The 18,056-nt window shown below is 49.4% G+C and carries 15 protein-coding genes; 9 read left to right on the top strand and 6 right to left on the bottom strand.

Translation table 11 applies throughout. The features are described 5' to 3' along the window. Positions 1 to 10 precede the first annotated feature (10 nt). Entirely contained in the window at positions 11 to 469 is a 459-nt protein-coding gene (locus HHL17_RS17600) for a DinB family protein (protein ID WP_169226144.1), read from the top strand. 97 nt (positions 470 to 566) lie between these two features. Here HHL17_RS17600 and HHL17_RS17595 read toward each other — a convergent pair whose 3' ends face one another. Then, positions 567 to 1,505: a bifunctional helix-turn-helix transcriptional regulator/GNAT family N-acetyltransferase gene (locus tag HHL17_RS17595; RefSeq protein ID WP_169226143.1), complete on the bottom strand. Its 939-nt coding sequence runs from the start codon at positions 1,503 to 1,505 to the stop codon at positions 567 to 569. Between the two features lie 195 nt (positions 1,506 to 1,700). On the opposite strand from HHL17_RS17595, the gene HHL17_RS17590 reads away from it, so the two are divergent. After that, the gene (locus HHL17_RS17590) at positions 1,701 to 3,146 is read left to right on the top strand and encodes a sodium:solute symporter (RefSeq protein ID WP_169226142.1); all 1,446 of its coding nucleotides are present in this window, start codon (positions 1,701 to 1,703) and stop codon (positions 3,144 to 3,146) included. 124 nt (positions 3,147 to 3,270) lie between these two features. Here the strand turns inward: HHL17_RS17590 and HHL17_RS17585 are convergent, their stop codons facing one another. Further along, positions 3,271 to 4,227, bottom strand: a complete 957-nt coding sequence (locus HHL17_RS17585) for an ion channel (protein ID WP_169226141.1) — start codon at positions 4,225 to 4,227, stop codon at positions 3,271 to 3,273. A gap of 56 nt (positions 4,228 to 4,283) precedes the next feature. Then, positions 4,284 to 4,991 (bottom strand): DsbA family oxidoreductase, encoded by a 708-nt coding sequence (locus tag HHL17_RS17580; protein ID WP_169226140.1) that lies wholly within the window; start codon positions 4,989 to 4,991, stop codon positions 4,284 to 4,286. A gap of 196 nt (positions 4,992 to 5,187) precedes the next feature. Between HHL17_RS17580 and HHL17_RS17575 the strand changes: the two genes are divergently transcribed. Further along, on the top strand, positions 5,188 to 5,610 hold the full coding sequence (locus tag HHL17_RS17575) for a winged helix-turn-helix transcriptional regulator (protein ID WP_240975900.1): 423 nt from the start codon (positions 5,188 to 5,190) through the stop codon (positions 5,608 to 5,610). A gap of 315 nt (positions 5,611 to 5,925) precedes the next feature. Here HHL17_RS17575 and HHL17_RS17570 read toward each other — a convergent pair whose 3' ends face one another. Continuing rightward, complete coding sequence (locus tag HHL17_RS17570; RefSeq protein ID WP_169226139.1) at positions 5,926 to 6,849, bottom strand: NADP-dependent oxidoreductase; 924 nt, start codon at positions 6,847 to 6,849, stop codon at positions 5,926 to 5,928. Between the two features lie 120 nt (positions 6,850 to 6,969). Here HHL17_RS17570 and HHL17_RS17565 point away from each other — a divergent pair, with 120 nt between their 5' ends. The 4 genes from HHL17_RS17565 (at position 6,970) to HHL17_RS17550 (ending at position 11,355) form a co-directional block, all read left to right on the top strand. Continuing rightward, positions 6,970 to 8,298, top strand: a complete 1,329-nt coding sequence (locus HHL17_RS17565; RefSeq protein ID WP_169226138.1) for a DEAD/DEAH box helicase — start codon at positions 6,970 to 6,972, stop codon at positions 8,296 to 8,298. A gap of 269 nt (positions 8,299 to 8,567) precedes the next feature. Further along, a complete protein-coding gene (locus HHL17_RS17560) occupies positions 8,568 to 9,233 on the top strand; it encodes an RNA polymerase sigma factor (RefSeq protein ID WP_169226137.1) in 666 nt (221 codons plus the stop codon). A gap of 68 nt (positions 9,234 to 9,301) precedes the next feature. Continuing rightward, positions 9,302 to 10,354 (top strand): FecR family protein, encoded by a 1,053-nt coding sequence (locus HHL17_RS17555; RefSeq protein ID WP_169226136.1) that lies wholly within the window; start codon positions 9,302 to 9,304, stop codon positions 10,352 to 10,354. A gap of 23 nt (positions 10,355 to 10,377) precedes the next feature. Then, positions 10,378 to 11,355, top strand: a complete 978-nt coding sequence (locus HHL17_RS17550) for a helix-turn-helix domain-containing protein (RefSeq protein WP_169226135.1) — start codon at positions 10,378 to 10,380, stop codon at positions 11,353 to 11,355. Between the two features lie 3 nt (positions 11,356 to 11,358). Here HHL17_RS17550 and HHL17_RS17545 read toward each other — a convergent pair whose 3' ends face one another. After that, positions 11,359 to 12,246 carry a LysR substrate-binding domain-containing protein gene (locus HHL17_RS17545; RefSeq protein WP_169226134.1) on the bottom strand — a complete coding sequence of 296 codons (888 nt, stop codon included), beginning with the start codon at positions 12,244 to 12,246 and terminating at the stop codon, positions 11,359 to 11,361. Between the two features lie 131 nt (positions 12,247 to 12,377). Between HHL17_RS17545 and HHL17_RS17540 the strand changes: the two genes are divergently transcribed. Further along, positions 12,378 to 13,643 carry an MFS transporter gene (locus HHL17_RS17540; RefSeq protein WP_169226133.1) on the top strand — a complete coding sequence of 422 codons (1,266 nt, stop codon included), beginning with the start codon at positions 12,378 to 12,380 and terminating at the stop codon, positions 13,641 to 13,643. Positions 13,644 to 13,646: 3 nt separating this feature from the next. On the opposite strand, the gene HHL17_RS17535 is transcribed toward HHL17_RS17540, so the two are convergent. Further along, positions 13,647 to 14,630: a glycoside hydrolase family 43 protein gene (locus tag HHL17_RS17535; RefSeq protein ID WP_240975899.1), complete on the bottom strand. Its 984-nt coding sequence runs from the start codon at positions 14,628 to 14,630 to the stop codon at positions 13,647 to 13,649. Positions 14,631 to 14,768: 138 nt separating this feature from the next. Here HHL17_RS17535 and HHL17_RS17530 point away from each other — a divergent pair, with 138 nt between their 5' ends. After that, a complete protein-coding gene (locus tag HHL17_RS17530; protein WP_169226132.1) occupies positions 14,769 to 17,987 on the top strand; it encodes an AsmA family protein in 3,219 nt (1,072 codons plus the stop codon). Positions 17,988 to 18,056: the final 69 nt, after the last annotated feature.

Genomic DNA, 18,056 nt, shown 5'->3' with positions numbered 1-18,056 from the left:
ATTACGAATTATGCAGCTTACAGAACACCTCGCTTCTTCCATAGAAGCATTATACAATGGGAAACCCTGGCTGGATGTAACTTTCAGGGAGCACCTTTCCCGTATAGACGCACGTCAGGCGGTAAAAAGCCTGAACGGCTCCAATAATATCTGGCAGATCGTGAACCATGTTATCTTCTGGCACCAGCGGGTAGAAAGGTACATGCACAACGAAGCGCCGGAAAAAGACGGAGACCTTCCGGACTTTTATATGCCGGAAAACCATGGGGAAGAAAACTGGCAGGCCACCATCCACCGGCTGGAACACTCCTTTGAGCAGATGGCCGCCACTATCAGGAACTTCCCGGAAGCGGCACTGTTTGATACCTTCCCGGGCACCGATAAAAAAGCTGTTTATTATTTACAGGGCCTCGCAGAACACGACGCCTATCATCTGGGGCAGATAGTACTGTTACGCCTATATAACTGACTTTAATTTTTTGATTTACGATTTTTTGATTTTGGGATTTCAGGAATGAACCCAACATCCTGGAAATCCCAAAATCAAAAAATCACATCATCGTAAATCACTGGGTGAGGTCCATATCATACCGTTGTTCATACTGTTGCTGGCCCCACAGCTGCAGGAATTTCTCCCCGGTTTTCCGGAAGCCTGCTTTTTTGTAGATATCGATGGCGGTGTTTTGCAGGCTGGTGGTCATCAAATACACATTCTGATAGTTTTTCTCCCGGCAGAAGGCAATTGCTTCGGCGAAGAGGCGTTTTCCCAGTCCGCGTCCCCTGTAGTCGGGGTGCACAATGAACCAACGCAGCTGGGCAAGGTAACGGGAAGAGCCCAGTATGGCCACCGCCCCTACGATCCGGTTATCCGCCACCGCCAGAAACACCCTGTCCTTATTGGTGTTGTAAGTTGTCAGAAAATCCTGGAACGTTTTACACACATAGGATTCAAATTCAAAATTATAGCCACATTCTTTGGCGTACAGTTCTCCATGCAGGTATATCAGGTAACCGATATCCCCCGGTTGCAGGTCATAACGGATATGGATATCCGAAGTTGGCGCCGGGGTGCTGCCGCCTGACAAGACAGTTTCGATGGTTTTCATGGCACCGGTGACCTGTTGCCGTTGGGGTGCTTCCAGTGGCTCCAGTATCTGCCGGATCTGTTCTGACGATCTTTCATTGAGGCCGGTCATCATCTTCCGTCCTTTAGCCGTGAGTTGCAGGAAAAAGGTACGGCCGTCGGCGGGTGACTGGTGCCGGGTGATCAATCCGGCGGTTTCAAACTTCTTCAGGATGCGACTGAGGTATCCCCCGTCTATCTTCATGACAGTAATCAATTGGCCGGCGGTACATTTTTCCTGTTCCCCGATCTCATATAATACCCTCACTTCAGAAAGCGAATATTTACTTTCCAGGATGTGCTGGTCCAACAGGCCCACTACCCCCGTATAAAAGCGGTTAAAATGGCGGACATCCGCTATCAGTGCATCATTGGATGACATATAAATCTGTATTTCAATCAAAATTACAAAAATACTTGACATCGTCAAGTATTTTATTTGACTAAAGCAAATAATTATGATGGGGGTTAATAGTGTAAAAAACACCCCTGCGGTACACATACACTCAATAGGGTAAGATGTTATATTTGTGATTTAGCACTTTATATTGTGTGCGGTCTTGATTAAAACTCATTTATGTCACCAGGATTATTATTCTCGTTTGTCGTTGCTTACTTTGTCATTCTACTGATTGTCGCCTGGTACACCGGCCGTGGGTCTAACAACGACTCCTTTTTCATCGGAAACCGCAACAGTAACTGGATGCTGGTAGCATTCGGGATGATTGGCACCTCCCTGAGCGGTGTTACTTTTGTGAGTGTTCCGGGCGCAGTTGGCAAAGACGCCTTTACCTATTTCCAGATCACACTGGGTTACTTTATCGGGTACATCACCATTGCTTATGTGCTGATACCGCTTTATTACCGGTTGCAACTGACGTCCATTTACAACTACCTGAACACACGCTTTGGTGTTATGTCGTACAAAACGGGAGCTTCTTTCTTTATCCTGTCGCGTACCCTGGGGGCTACCGCCCGGCTGTACCTGGTGGTACGTATCCTGCAAGACGCCATCCTGTCCAGCTTTGGTGTTCCCTTCTGGCTTACCACCCTTATCATCCTTTTTATGATCCTGGTGTATACCTATGAAGGCGGGGTGAAGACCATCGTGTATACAGACACGCTGCAGACCACCTGTATGCTGGCCGGCCTGATCATCTGCGTATTTTACATTCTGCATGCCATGGACATGAATATGGCCCAGAGTATCAGCGCTATGCAGGAAAAGGGGCTTACGCGGATTTTTGAGTTTGATCCCAACAGTAAACTGTTTTTTGTCAAGCAGATATTGGCCGGGGCATTTATTACCATTACCATGACCGGTCTTGACCAGGAGATGATGCAGAAAAACATCTCTGTTAAAACCCTGCGCGACTCCAAGAAAAACATGGTGTCCCTGGCTTTTATCATGTTGGTGGTGATTGGCCTGTTCCTGTTCCTCGGTGGCCTGTTGAACCTCTACGGTGCGAAACTGCAGGTATCAGCCACCGGTGACGCCCTGTTCCCGGAACTGGCGCTGCGCCATATGCCTCCGGTAATCTCCGTGATCTTCATCATTGCGCTGATCTCTGCCCTGTTCCCCAGTGCCGACGGCGCTATGACGGCCCTCACCTCGTCTATCTGCATAGACATCCTGGATTTACAACGCCGTACCGACTGGGACGAGGCCCAAAAGAAAAAAGTGCGTCAGCGTATCCACCTGATGATGGCATTTATTTTCCTGCTGTTTGTGATGCTGTTTGAATGGGTGAACAACCCCAGTATGATCGGCGTAATCCTGAAAGTGGCCACTTATACTTACGGGCCGCTGCTCGGTCTCTTCGCCTTCGGTATCCTGAGCAAACGGACCGTCAACGACCGGTTGGTGCCGATCGTTTGCGTGGTAGCGCCACTGCTCTGCTATGTGGTAGACACCAATCAGGCTGTACTGTTCAAACAGTTCCAGATTGGACTGGAGCTGCTGATCATCAACGGTGCGTTTACTTACATCGGCCTGCTGATGATTTCCCGTCGAAAGATTTAGGGATTTTTTGATTTACGATTTTTTGATTTTACGGATAAGAAGACCGAAGCGGTAAAAATCCGCTTCGGTCTTCTTTTTTATCGATCCGCGAAATCAAAAAATCGTAACTCAAAAAATCTCTAAATCAGTTCGTTTCCCTGGATTTGTTGAGCAGGTGTAATTCCAGAATGGTGGTCCTGCCGTTTTCACTTTCCCGGTACATGGGAATGAACTTGCGGTTGAACTGTATTTCCTCGTAGGTGTAGGAAGTACGTTGTAATACCGTGTTGGCGTATACATCGTTAAACCCTTTCACCAACACGTAAATCTCCACGTCCGCATTCCGCATGTCGTCGGCCGTAAAGCCCAGCAGCGGGCTGTTTTCATCGATGGGATGCACTACGGTCCAGTTCATGGAAAGGCTCTCCACTTTTCCTCTTTCCAGTGGCAGGGTGTAGAATTTGTATACCGGATTACTGTTCTCCACTACCTGCAAGCCGATGGTTACCGTAACATCTACATTGGTAAGCGTATGATTGTCTTTGTACGAAGCGAAGCGGAACATCAGGCCGGTCATGTCTTTATAGGGACCGATGAGCGCATTGTCGCTGAATACGAGATGTGCCCTGGGTTTGGAAAAACGGCCGTACATCAGACCGGTAGCCACCGCAAAGGACAGGAAGCCCGACATGGCTTCAATAGCAGCCACCATGTTGGCGCCGTCACCAATGGGATTTACGCGGCCATAACCGACAGTGGTAAAGGTTTCCGTACTGAAGAAAAAGATTTCTTTCAACCGCATCCAGGGAGTTTGCCCGATGATACCCTGGAACTGGTCCACGCCCAGCACCCAATAGATACCCGTGTACAAGAGGTTGATCGAGAAATAAAACAAGAGGATCACGCAGGTGAATTTCCAGGCCGGCAGGTTGAGCAGCGTGTGATACACACTAAACCGGTCCCAGAACGGGCGGCCTTCGCGGCGGATGTTAAAAGTACCATCACGGTTAATAAACCGGCCTCCGTACCCGTTGGGATTGGTACCGAAGCCGGTATCGTCATTTTGTTTAGAGAAAGGGTTGATCCTTTTAAGGAGCGACATAAATCAGATAGTTTGAACAACAAAGCTAACAAGATAATGTCATCTCCAGTTTGATCTTAATCACAAGTCCCGTCCATAGCACAAGAAGGACCATCCGTTGTTTCCAGCGTTGTCAATGGCTGTGTTTTGTGCCATTCACCATAAGCCTGTGTCAGCGCTTGTGTAAAGGCTTCTGACGGCTGAGCGCCTGACACGCCATATTTGCGGTCCAGCACAAAGAAAGGTACGCCGCGGGCGCCCAGTTGTGCTGCTTCCCGCACGTCCAGGTTTACCTCACCGGCAAATTCGCCGGACGCCAGCATATCAGCCACCATTTTACGGTCCAGGCCTATTGCCTCTCCGATATTCTTCAGGACTTCGTGGTCCGCGATATCCTTTCCTTCCGTGAAATAAGCGATAAAGAGTTTTTCTTCCGCCACATCACCCAGCTTCTGTGCTTTTGCCATTTGTATCAGCCGGTGAGCATCAAAGGAGTTAGCCACCACTGCCTTGTCGAAATTATAAGTCAGTCCTACTTCTTTGGCCGATTGGGTCACCTGCTGGTGCATGCTTACGGATTGTTCCCGGGAGATGCCTTTATGTTCTGCCAGATAATCATATACATTGGTTCCGGGCATGGACTTCAGATCGGGGTTAAGCTGAAAGCTCTTCCACTCCACTTCTATCTTATCTTTATCAGGAAACTTGTCTAATGCCGCCTCAAACTTACGTTTGCCAATATAACAGAACGGACACATGATGTCTGACCATATTTCTACTTTCATCTTATTCATTTTTATTTTAAGAAACTCCTGCAAAGTTAATATATTTGCTTCCCCGAAGTAAGGCGGTTACTTTTAGGATAGTGCTTTACAAAAGAAACCAGTCATTTGATAAATTCTGTCACTTACAAATCTATTTATTAGAATACTATATATCTATATAATATATAAATGATAGAATATCTAATTAGCAAACTGTATGAGAGCAGATATAGCAGGGGAGCGAGTCCCCGCATTAACAGCGAAGGAAAAATGTATGGAAACAGGTGATCATAAAGACTGCCTGGGCGTGATTATGCCGGTACGGGACGCGCTGGACGTGATCAACGGCAAGTGGAAACTACCGATCATTATTGCTATTTCCCGTGGACATAAACGTTTCCGGGACATCGAAAGAAATATACCCAAGATCACCTCCAAGGTATTGTCCAAAGAGCTGAAAGACCTTGAAGCACATAAGCTGGTCAAACGCAGTGTATTTGATAGTCAGCCTGTGAGCGTGGAGTATACGCTGACACCTTATGCCGCTACGCTCAATCCTGTGATTGATGCGTTGTTTACCTGGGGTACAGAGCATCGGAAGACGATATTTGGGTCATCGGGGTCGAATGGGGCGCATTGATACGATTAATACGATTCACGCGATTAATACGATTCACGCGATTAATGCGATTCACGCGATTCACGCGATTCACGCGATTCACGCGATTCACGCGAATCCCAGGGCTGAAGCCCTGGGCTACGTTGTAGTTCAGGTTCTTTTATAGATATGTCCCTTAGTAATTTGAGGTTCTTTACCCTCTGTGAGGCCCTGGACAGGTGATTTCCTTTCTGGGCAATTCTTATGTAACTATGTAATCATGGCTATAAAACAGCCTGAACTACAACGTAGCCCAGGGCTTCAGCCCTGGGACTGGGATTTATGACGCCACGTTTTTTATTCCTCTATTTTCAGCACGATCTTGCCTCTTCCCGGCCCGCCTAACTGGCTGTAGTCCTGTGCTGCGGCAGCGCCGGATAACGGAGCAAACACCTTCCGGACGTAGGGCCTGATCAGGTCTTTATCCAGCAGTTTAGCTACCTCCTGCATGGCAGGCAACGTTTTGGTCCCTGCCCACACTGCGTGGATACCGGCTGCAGCCGCCCTTTCCGGCGAAGGCTGCTTTACAAGACATAAGAGAATACCGCCGGGCTTCACCAGCTGATAGGAGCGGTCGAGCGTATCACCTCCGACAGTGTCCAGCAGCACATCGACAGGGGCTGTCTGCGATTCAAAAGGCGCCACGGTATAATCAATCACTTCGGAAGCACCGAGCGATTTTACGAATTCCACATTTTCAGTTGAACTGGTTGCGATCACGTAAGCGCCTGCATGATATGCCAATTGCACCGCGAAGTGCCCTACTCCACCGGCACCGGCATGAATAAACACCCGTTGCCCTTTTGTGAGTTTGCCTACATCAAAGAGCGCTCCCCAGGCTGTTTTAGCGCCACCACAGGCGGCAGCTTCCTCAAAGGACAAATGCATCGGTTTGGTGAACAACTGTTCCGAAGGCACCACCGCACAAGCGGCATAAGAACCGTCTACCGCGCCGTATACTGCCTGCCCCACCTTCTTATCGGTCACCCCTTCTCCGAGGGCCACCACCACACCGGAAGCTTCCACTCCCGGGATATAGGGCAATGGCTTTTGCATCAGGCCCTCCCTGATTTTCCAGTCGATGGGATTAACCCCGCTGGCCACTATATTGATTAACACCTCCCCTGGTCCCGGCGCCGGCACGGGCACCTCTTCCAGGCGCAACTGATCTGATCCGCCATAGGCGTGCACGCGTATTGCCTGTACATGTATATCCTTCATACTATTATTTTTTTGCTGGCTTAAATGTAACGAAAAGCTGCCAGGAATCGTGCGGAATGGGCATTTACAGCCACAGGCCAAAAATATTGATTACCTTCGCCGTTCATATTTTGTAGAAACATGACATTTGGGGATTTAAATCTGAACACACCTTTACGCAACGCACTCGACGAACTGGGCTTTGTAAAGCCTACCACCATACAGCAACGGGCCTTTTCCGTGATCATGTCCGGACAGGATGTTTGCGGTATTGCCCAGACCGGTACGGGTAAAACTTTCGCTTATCTGCTGCCTACCCTGCGGCAGTTTAAGTTTACCAAAGAGAAATACCCGCAGGTGCTCATTATGGTGCCTACCCGTGAGCTGGTGGTACAGGTAGTGGAATCGGTGAAAAAACTGACCACTTATATGAGCGTGGAAGTAATGGGCGTTTATGGCGGGGTGAATATGAATCCGCAGATGGCGGCGGTACAGGATAAAGTAGACATCCTGGTGGCCACACCCGGACGCCTATACGATATTATCCTCAGCGGCGCGCTCAAGGTGAAGTCCATCAAAAAACTGATCATCGATGAAGTAGATGAGATGCTGAACCTGGGTTTCCGTACGCAGTTGACCAACATCATGGACCTGCTGCCGCCACGCCGGCAAAACCTGATGTTCTCCGCCACCATCACTGAAGAGGTGGAAGCAATGATACAAAGGCATTTCAACAATCCCATTATGATAGAAGCGGCGCCTACAGGTACGCCGCTGGAAAACATTGACCAGGTACTGTACCGGGTGCCTAATTTCAACACCAAGGTTAATCTGCTGGAGTTGCTGATCACCCGGGATGAGAGCATGGTCAAAACCCTCATTTTTGCCGGCACCAAAAAACTGGCAGACGACCTGTATGAACAGTTACAGGCCAAGTTCCCCGACAAGGTGGGCGTTATCCATTCCAATAAAGAACAAAACCATCGTTTTAATACCGTTAACCAGTTCCAGGCGGGAAACTACCGTTTCCTGATTGCGACCGATATCATTGCCCGCGGGTTGGACATTGCGGAGGTAAGCCATGTGATCAACTTTGACACGCCGGAAGTACCGGAGAACTACATCCATCGTATCGGGAGGACCGGGCGTGCCGACAAAAAAGGGATTGCCATTCTGCTGACCAAAGACCAGGAGACCGAAGAACTGGCCGCCATTGAAACGTTAATGAACTACAGCATCCCGGAAAGGCCGTTACCGGAAGACCTGGTGATTTCTGATGTGCTGACAGAAGACGAGAAGCCGAAAATATTCATGCGCAATACACTGGTGAAGGCGCCCAAGCGTGACGAGGCCGGACCGGCTTTCCACCAGAAGCTGGCGAAAAATATGAAGACGAACCGTAAGGTCAGCCACAAGGATAAAATGATGCTGAAATATGGTAAGCCGAAAAAACGCAAGCCCAAAAAATAATCATTCTCCTGATAAAAATCACCGGTCCCTGTCTTTTTTGAGACAGGGATTTCTTTTTGTTCATTTGTGTATTTTTTTCCACCCTCCCCCGGGCCATTTCCGTCTTCGCCTTCTTTATATCTATTTATAGATCAACACATTGAACTTTTTGTTAACGGTTCGTTAGCGGTTTGGCCATTTCACCCCCGATTAACAATTGATTAACAAATTCATTATCTTCCGAAAAATCCGACGAGCGGGTACAGATCGAATATACCTGAAAATTATGTTTGGAAGGAACAGACACCCAATCAATCATTACACTGTATGATGAAAACCAGCGCGGGACAGTTATTTCCGGGGCTTATACCCTCCCCCGGCAGCCTAACTGCATACAACGCATGAATGTCCATCATGACGATATTGAATTACTGGCGGCCTTAAAGACCGGTAGCGTGGAAGCTTTTGACCATTTCTACCATCTTTACCGTGAATGGTTGTTGGTTACTGCCATGACCATACTCCAGGATGAAGAAGAAGCCCAGGAGCTGGTACAGGAATTCTTTATCGATTTTTGGCAGCATGCTTTATATAAGCGGATAGACCTCATCACCATCACCACGCTGAAGAATTTTCTTTTTGTGAGCATCAAGAACCGTTGCCTGAACAGGATTTCGAAAGATGAAACGCGAAAAAAGCGGCTGGCATGGCTGCAACATCCGCCTTACATACCTCCTGACTGCCGGCTTGAAAAGAATGAGCTGCGTGAGCAGCTGGAAGGCGCCATCAACCACTTGCCCATGAAACAATCGCAGGTATTCCGGCTGGCTTATCAGGAACACAAGACGCGCAAGGAAATCGCCGCTGTGATGGACATCAGCGAAGAAACCGTTAAAAAGCATGTCGCGTCTGCCCTGAAAACGCTTCGTCAATTACTGGAAAAAATCCGCTTTTGAACTACCCCGCCCCGATAATATTTCTGTTATAATGATTGATGAAAAATCTTACGACCATATTTCAGTTAATGACCGAGAAGAAAGCCGGGATTATTTCGGCTGCCGATGAGGCATTACTGGATGCTTATCTGGAAGAAGTACCGGAAGCCCGTGAAATGTGGAAGACGATTGAAAGCGGCAAGCAGTTGCATGACCACGCCCCCTGGCGCAATACCTATAGCATCACTGATGCATCGGTCCGTCCGCCGCTGTTCAAATGGGGTATCGCCGTCTGCATATTCGTGGTAGTATTTGCCGCCTACTGGTATACGTATCACCAAAATGGGGTCTACGTAGCGGCCAACACGGAGTCTATACCGGCGTCGCCTGTTGCCATGCTGACCCTTGCCGATGGGACTGTTCACCAGCTGCCCGCCACACCAGCCACCCTTTCCATTCAGCAGCAGCCATTGGCCGTACAGGCCTGCACGCTGTCCCTGCTAGCTGCAGTTAACCTGCCCTCCGGCATAAACACCCTGACCGTTCCGGACCGCAGCCACTATAAAATAACACTGGCCGATGGCACGGAAATCTGGCTCAATGCCGGCACCAAACTGAAATTCCCGTTCAGCTTCACACAGTCAGTCCGGGAGACTATCCTGAACGGCGAAGCCTACTTCCGGATTGCGGCCAATGCCAATCAGCCCTTTGTGCTGCAACTTCCCAACAGCACCATACAAGTGCTGGGCACCAGTTTTCACGTAAATACCAAAGATCCCCATCATATTCGTATATCCCTTACCGAAGGCTCCCTCCGTATGACCGCCGGCAGACGGCAGGTAGTGCTGCAACCGGGTCAACAGGTCATTTACAACGACAGCGCCCACTCATTTGACGTACAGCGCTTTACAGAACAGGAAGCGGATGCCTGGCGCAAAAAGCAGTTTTATTTTTCCAGCGTAACCCTTGCCGGACTGAAGACAATTGCTTCACGCCATTATGGCCCTCATGGAGTGATAGACACCTCCCGGGCCATTCATAAAATATTCATCGCAAGCCCCGGCGGAGAACCACTTCCGGCCGGCATACTGCTGCCTGGTCCGGCACACCCGGCAGAAGACAGTATGAAGCTGCTTCAATAGGTCCTGATCAAAACCAATTCCAAATGAAATCAACTACCAAAATCCTGTACATCGAAAGGGATGACACGACGTTTACGCCGCACCAGGACATTCCCGCTGTATTCCAGGGGCAGCTCATCCCCTATGCACGGTTTTACTACCACGAAGACAAAGACGGCTCTATCCTTGATCAGAACATCAGGGCTGGTGAGTTCTCCATCTGGGTACACAGCATTCAAATGCGGCCTGGTGTAGAACTCCGCCATTACTCACAGTACCAGGTGATCACCCTCCACGCCTACGACGACGTAGAAAGTATGCGGGGCACCATCAACAACCGGCAGCAGCTGGAGAAAGAAGTCAGCCTCTTCAATGTGATGGCGTCAGCAGAGCCCACCCTTCCCGGGTCTTCGCAACCCCTCAGCTTTCATATCAACATAGAACCTTATGCCCTGAGAGAGCTAGCGCGGGAGTTTCCCCTGCTGAGCGCACTGGCAGCCATTCCTATCTCCAATGTAACAGAACCGCTGCATAAAGCACCATTCCTGTTGAACCCCGTAAGCCGCCTGATACGCGACCGTATCCTGCGGGCCAAACATATTGGCAACAGCGCCTACAGTTTCTTCCGCCGCAATGCGGCCGACTTCTACGGCAATTATACCCGGCGACTGATAGCCCCGGCGCCTATTATGATGAACGAAGCCAAAAGGCAGCAGCTGTACGAGATTTTCCGTTACATCCTGAACCATCTCGATGAACCGCTGACCTACAAAATGCTGCAACAGAAATTTGGCGTGGAAGAAGCGCTGTTACGCCGCCCGTTTGAGCAAGAGTTCCACCTGACCATACCGGAGCTGGTATTACAGGAAAAAATGGCGGTAGCTTTTGAAATGCTGAGCACCCGCAATACACCGGTGACCACTATCATGGACCAGTTGGGATTCACCTGTCTCAGTACATTCCTGACTACTTTTGACAAGTACTTTAAATACGGGGCATTACAGGTGATGGACGCACAGTAAGGGTTACTGCTTTTGTTTTTCTATGCCTTTCAGCAACTCCTTCACAAAGAGATCTGCCGCTTTTTTACGGTAGGTACCTCTCTGCCAAAGAACATAAGCCTTGCGCAGCAAGGCTTTGCCGGCTATGGGTACCGCCACCAGGTTTTTCCAGCCGTTGAGCGCCCGTTCATTCAGCAACGTTACCCAGTGCCCGCTTTCCAGCATCGACAGCAGCGCATGCACATCATTGAGTTCAATTTTTACCGCGGGATATACCTTGTGTTTCTCCAGCACCGTACTGAGGAAATCACGGGAACTAAAGCCCTTGGAGGCTAAGATCATCTCCATGCCATCAAGGCTCTTCAGGTTGATCTCCTTCAGTTGCGCCATGGGATGTTTTTTGGAAACCGCCATCACCACTTTTGAAATAAACAGCTCCTGGCTTTCAAACTCTTTGCCTGGCGTCAGCTGGTGGAACGCCAGGATAAAATCCAGTTCGGACGACCGCAGCTTCCTTTCCAGCTCTTCCGTATTACCATAATGCACAAAGATGCGCAGGCCCGGGTATTTGTCCGGAAACGATGTCAATGCCGGCAGCAGCAACGATGTGAAAGCATAGGTAGCGCCGATGCGCAGTTCACCGGTGAGCAGGTTTTGTAACTCTTCTATCGCCTGTTTACCTTTCTCCACATCGAGGAGGATTTGCCGTGCATGCAGCAGGAACACGCTGCCTGCCTCCGTGAGCTGCACATGTTTTCCCACGCGGTCAAACAGCGGCATGCCCAATTCTGTTTCCAGTGCCTTGATCTGCTGTGACAAGGTGGACTGTGTAATATACATGGCCGCTGCAGCCTCCGTAAAATGCGCTATTTCCGCGGCTTTCACAAAATAAGCCAGTTGACGAAGCTCCATAGATCAATCGGTTTTACTAATGGATATCATTAAAACAATCTATTTTACAAATATATCGATCTGACCGAAATTTGCACCATCAGATTATTAAAAGGAATACCAGCATTCCCGCTTTCATAAATAAATTTTTAATGGATGTATTTCGCTCTTTAAAATCCCGGAACTACCGGCTCTTCTTCTATGGACAATCTATTTCCCTGATTGGTACCTGGATGCAAAAAACAGCTGCGTGCTGGCTGGTGTATCGGTTAACCAATTCCGCCGTATTGTTAGGCGTAGTCAGTTTTGTAAGCCTCATTCCTTCCCTCTTTCTGTCGCCTTATGCAGGCAGTTACATCGACCGTCATAACCGTTACCATCTGATGATCATCACGCAGGTGATTTCCATGGCGCAGGCAGGCGCACTGGCGCTAATGATCCTGCTGCGGTTTTACAGTATCCCCGGCATCATTTTCCTATCGCTCGTGCAGGGCATTATCAACGCATTCGATGTTACCTGCCGGCAGGCGTTGATGATGGAAATGGTAGAACAGAAAGAAGACCTTCCCAACGCCATTGCGCTCAACTCCACTGTGGCCAACTTCGCCCGTATTGCCGGTCCGGCGCTGGCAGGCATTGTGTTGAGTACCTTCGGGGAAGATATCTGTTTTGCCGGTAACTTCCTGAGCTATATACCGGTATTGATTTCTTTGTTTATGATGAAGATGGACCTGCCGGTGATCGTGAAATCAGAACGCAGTATCTGGGCAGAACTGAGGGAGGGATGGCAATATATTTCACATGACAAGGACCTTTCCTCCCTGTTGCTGATGCTCACCGCCAGCAGCCTGCTGGTGATGCCCTTCAATACCTTGATGCCTATTTTCGCCAAGGATATTTTTAATGGCAGCGCGAGGACTTTCAGTTGGTTTGAAAGCGCTGCCGGCGTGGGTTCCATTGCCGCCGCCATCTACATGGCGCAATTAAAAGCCGGTAAAGACCTGGTCAAAATCCTGATCACCTCCAGCCTGATATTTGGTTTGAGCCTTGTGCTGCTTTCCTATGCCGGATGGCTGCCACTGGCCCTGTTGTTTATGATGTTGTCAGGCGTAGGTATGATGGCACAAACATCGGCCATCAATACCTATATCCAGACGCACGCTATTCCGGCCATGCGCGCCAGGGCTATCAGTTATTACATCATGGCTTACCAGGGCATGATTCCCATCGGCAGCTTGTTGACTGGCTTGCTGGCCCAATGGATAGGCCCGCGGGCAACCGTATGCATTGCAGGGCTGACTGGCATTGCCGCTACTATTGTGTTTGTGCAGCATCGCAGAAAAAGCCATCCTACCACCCCTATCTTTCCATCATCCGGCAAGATGATGACCAACAACCGCAACAGCGCCCGCGCCTAACAACTAAAGTTTCAGTGAGGTGACACCTTCTTTGGTCATCACCACCGGGCGGATGGTACCGTCTTCATTAAATTCCATCTTATCGATGCAGGTTTCCCTTTCATTGGCGCCTTTTTTACCCAGCGGGCGGCGGTGATACACGATAAACCACTGATCGTGTTTAGCATTGTGTATCACAGAATGGTGCCCTGCACCGGTAGCAATCGCCGGGTCCTGCTGCAGGATTTTACCGATACGTTTAAAAGGTCCTGCCGGGCCGTCGGCGATAGCATAGGCCACACTGTAATCCGGTCCGCCCCAGCCGCCTTCCGACCACATAAAATAATACTTTCCGTTTCTCACAAACATCGTAGGTCCTTCCACGTATTTCTCTGGTGTTATCTCCCTAAAAACAGTACCATCGGAAAATGGGATGAAGCCTGTGAAATCATCTTTCAGCCGGGCGATGTTACAGTGTCCCCAGCCGCCATAGATCAGGTAATAGGCGCCATCTTTGTCCTGAAACACGTACTGATCGATTGGTTGAGCGCCATGGAAGATACTGTCCACCAGCGGTTTGCCGAGATAATCGCGGTAAGGTCCTTCCGGTTTGTCCGCTACGGCCACGCCTATACCACCCGGTTCGCCATTATGCTGAATATCATTGGCGCCGAAGAAGAAAAAATACTGTTTTCCTTTTTTGACCAGTGCAGGCGCCCACATCGCGCGCTTAGCCCATTTGATGGCCACCGAGTCGAGGATATGCGGATGTTTTTTCCATTGAACGAGGTCATCAGAAGAAAAGGCATCGAAAAACACCTGTTGTTCGTAGGGCGCCGAAAAAGTGGGGAATATCCAGTATTTTTTCCCGAGCACCACGCCTTCGGGGTCGGCATACCATCCCGGGAATACCGGGTTACCGGCGTGGCCCGGCAGTTTCATTTCCTGGGCGTGCAGCGTCAAAGCCAGTGTGGTGGTAGCCAGCAGTGCAGAACATTTTTTCATCATACGGTCAGATTTTCATCATCGCTAAAAATAATAAAGCAACTTTACTTATCCTGTAAAACTTTAACACATCCTCAACATCCGCGCATATACACACCGCGCATATTTTCAATATTTTTACGCATTAGAGTGGCCTTTAACATGAAAGCAGGAAAAAAAATCATCCGTGTGGTGCTGATATCGCTGGCTGCCTTGTTGCTGTTGATCGGCATCGCAGGTGGTATTCTGTACAGTCAGCAACAACGTCTAACCCAACTGGCAGTTGATGAGCTGAACAAACAATTTGCCGGTGAACTGGTGCTGGAGAAAAGCAGCATCTCTCCTTTCAGCAATTTCCCCTATGTATCCATTGCCTTGCACCATGTTCGTTTTTATGCCAACAAACGCATGGACGGGAAACCTTTGTATGAGGTGGAAAAGCTGTATGCCGGTTTCAGTCTCCCTGACCTCTTGCGGGGACGTTACCAGGTGCGCATTGTCGTGGTGGCTAACGGTAACGTACATATTGCCCGCTCCGCCAATGGTGAAGTAGACCTGATCAAGGCACATGCATTTAAATCTGACAGCGTTGCTACCGCCGTTGCCGACAGCGCGGAAGCGCTGAGCCTTGACCTTAAAAAGGTGATCCTGAAAAACATCGACGTGACATACCTGGATGCTGTTTCCGGCTGGAAGATGGTGTCCCATATCGATAAAATCAAAACCTCCTTTAAGATGGAGGCCGATCGTATAGCGCTGGAGTTGGACAGTAAAATGCTGTTCGATTTCACCAGCCGGACCGACAGCACACTGTTCCGCAACCGGAAAGTGGCGCTGGACCTGAAAGGCAACTACGATCTACATAAAAAACAGCTGTTCCTCTCTCCCAGTACTATCAAGCTGGAGAATGCCAGTCTCTCGCTGGCCGGCAATGCTGTGCTGGGCAAGGAAACATGGCTGGACCTGCAGGTAAAAGGCGACCGGCCGGACCTGAACCTCCTTTTTGCGCTGGTGCCGAATGACATCGCCACGATGATGGAAAAGTACCGTCGCGATGGCCGCATCTTTTTCGACGGCACCGTCAAAGGAAAACTGTCTAAAAACGAGCTCCCTGCCATCAGGGTCAATTTTGGCTGTGAAAACGTTTGGTTCCAGAACAAAAATATCGACCGTAAGGTAGATTCACTCGGATTCAAAGGTTACTATACCAACGGCAACGCCCATACGTTGAAAACATCCGAGCTGCATCTGCTGGGGATCAATGCCAAACCGGGACAGGGAGTTTTCAGGGGCAACTTCATCATGAAAGACTTCACTGACCCGCAGATCGTGATGCAGGTATATTCCGAACTGGACCTGAAGTTCGTGGGCGAGTTCCTTGGTATCAAAGACCTCGAACAGCTACAGGGGCAGATCGCTTTGAACATGAATTTCAAGGAACTGGTAGACATCCATCTCCCAGAACAACAGCTGGCTAAATTGAAAGAAGGCGTACAAAGTGAGCTGACCGTCAGCAACCTGGAATTCCGCATTCCCAACTATCCGTTGCCTGTGCGCAGGATGAACCTGCATGCACAACTCCGTAACGGTAGCCTGGTACTCGATTCCGTTGCTTTTCGTATAGGCAATTCCGATATAAAGGCCGGCGGCTCCATCAGCGACCTGCCTGCTATTTTCCACGCGCAACAGAAGCCCATCGCCGTCACCTTCCAGGCTTCCAGCAACGCCATCCATCCCGGAGAACTGATGCTGGCAGACACGACTCATAAGATATTACGCGAGGAAGTGATTTCCGGTTTCCATATTGGTTTGGCACTTGAAACCTCCGTAAAGGAACTGCTTCATCCCAATCCTTTGCCCAGAGGAACTTTCCGGCTGACTAACCTGGGCGCGGCCTTCAAACAGTACCCGCATGCGCTACATGATTTTGGCGCAGACGTCACCATCAACGACACCAGTCTCCTGATACGCAACTTCAGTGGTCATATCGACAGCAGTGGCTTTGCGTTTAAAGCCAGGCTCAATAACTACCCGCTCTGGTTCAACAAAATCAAAAAAGGCCGTACCGAACTGGCGTTTGACCTGAAGTCGGACCGTATCGCTGTCAACGATCTGATTGGCCCACGCGGGCGTAAGTTCATCCCGCAGGGTTATTGGTATGAAGAAGCGGGCAAACTCTGGTTAAGGGCTAAACTCAATATGCGTTATGATACCGTCTTCAAACGGGTAGACGCCCATATCGCCAATATCTCCGGTACGCTCAAACAACATCCGATACAACTGGAAAATATCAAGGGAAGAATCCGTTATGGCACCAATCGTTACCTCGTAGTAGATACGCTCACCGGTAAAATTGGCACCACTGATTTTGATATGAACCTGAAGCTGTACGCCGGGCCTGACAGACAAGGTAAGGAGCGTAACAATTTCTTCAGCCTCAAATCACAATACCTGAATGTGGACGAACTGATGAACTATGACTTTGCAGACCATACCGCGCAGGCTAAAGCTCCGGCCAAACCCACCACTGTCCGGGAAAATGACAGTCTGCATGCTGCAGGGTTCAACATCTTCAAAATCCCTTTCAGCAATTTTGACGCACAGGTCAGTATCGGCAAAATACGCTACCAGCGCCTGTGGATGAAGGAAGTACTGGCCAACGTACATATGCAGAAAGACCAGCGCGTGAAGGTAGATACTATTTCCGTACGGATGGCTGGCGGCCATATCGGGATGCGTGGCATCCTTAATGCCTCCGACCCTGCCAAACTCTATTTCCGCAGCGGTATCCGGCTCGACAGTGTGGACATGACCAAGATGCTGCTGAAGTTTGACAACTTCGGGCAGGACATGGTGCTTAACAACAACCTGAAAGGCAGGCTTTCCGGGCATATCAAAAGCCATGTGCGGCTGCATCCGGATATGACGCCCGTATTAAGTGAAACAGCCGCCCAGATGGACGTGGAAATCCACAACGGCGTGCTGATGGATTTTGGGCCTATGCAGGCCATGTCTTCCTATTTCAAGGATAAAAACCTGCGCATGGTGCGCTTTGACACCCTGCGTAATAAACTGACCTTTAAAAACGGGACATTGGAAATACCCAAAATGAATATCAACTCCTCTCTCGGGTATATAGAAGTTTCGGGCAAACAATCGCTGGACCTTCAAATGAACTATTACCTCCGGGTACCCATGCGGATGGTCACGCAGGTGGGATTCCAGGCTTTATTTGGCCGTAAGCGGGAGGAAGTGGACGCCGATCAGGTAGATGCCATCGAAAGCGTGGACAAAGGCAAAAAGGGCCGTTTTATGCATATTCATATTTCCGGTACGCCGGAGAAATATCGTGTAGGACTTGGCAAAGCCAAAAATATTTGATCATTCAGCTATTTTGATATTTAAAAATTTAGGGGTTGCTTATAATAAGCAACCCCTAAATTTTTAAAT

Source organism: Chitinophaga fulva (genome assembly GCF_012927205.1).
GTDB lineage: Bacteria > Bacteroidota > Bacteroidia > Chitinophagales > Chitinophagaceae > Chitinophaga > Chitinophaga fulva.
This window is presented reverse-complemented; position numbering and strand designations above follow the sequence as displayed.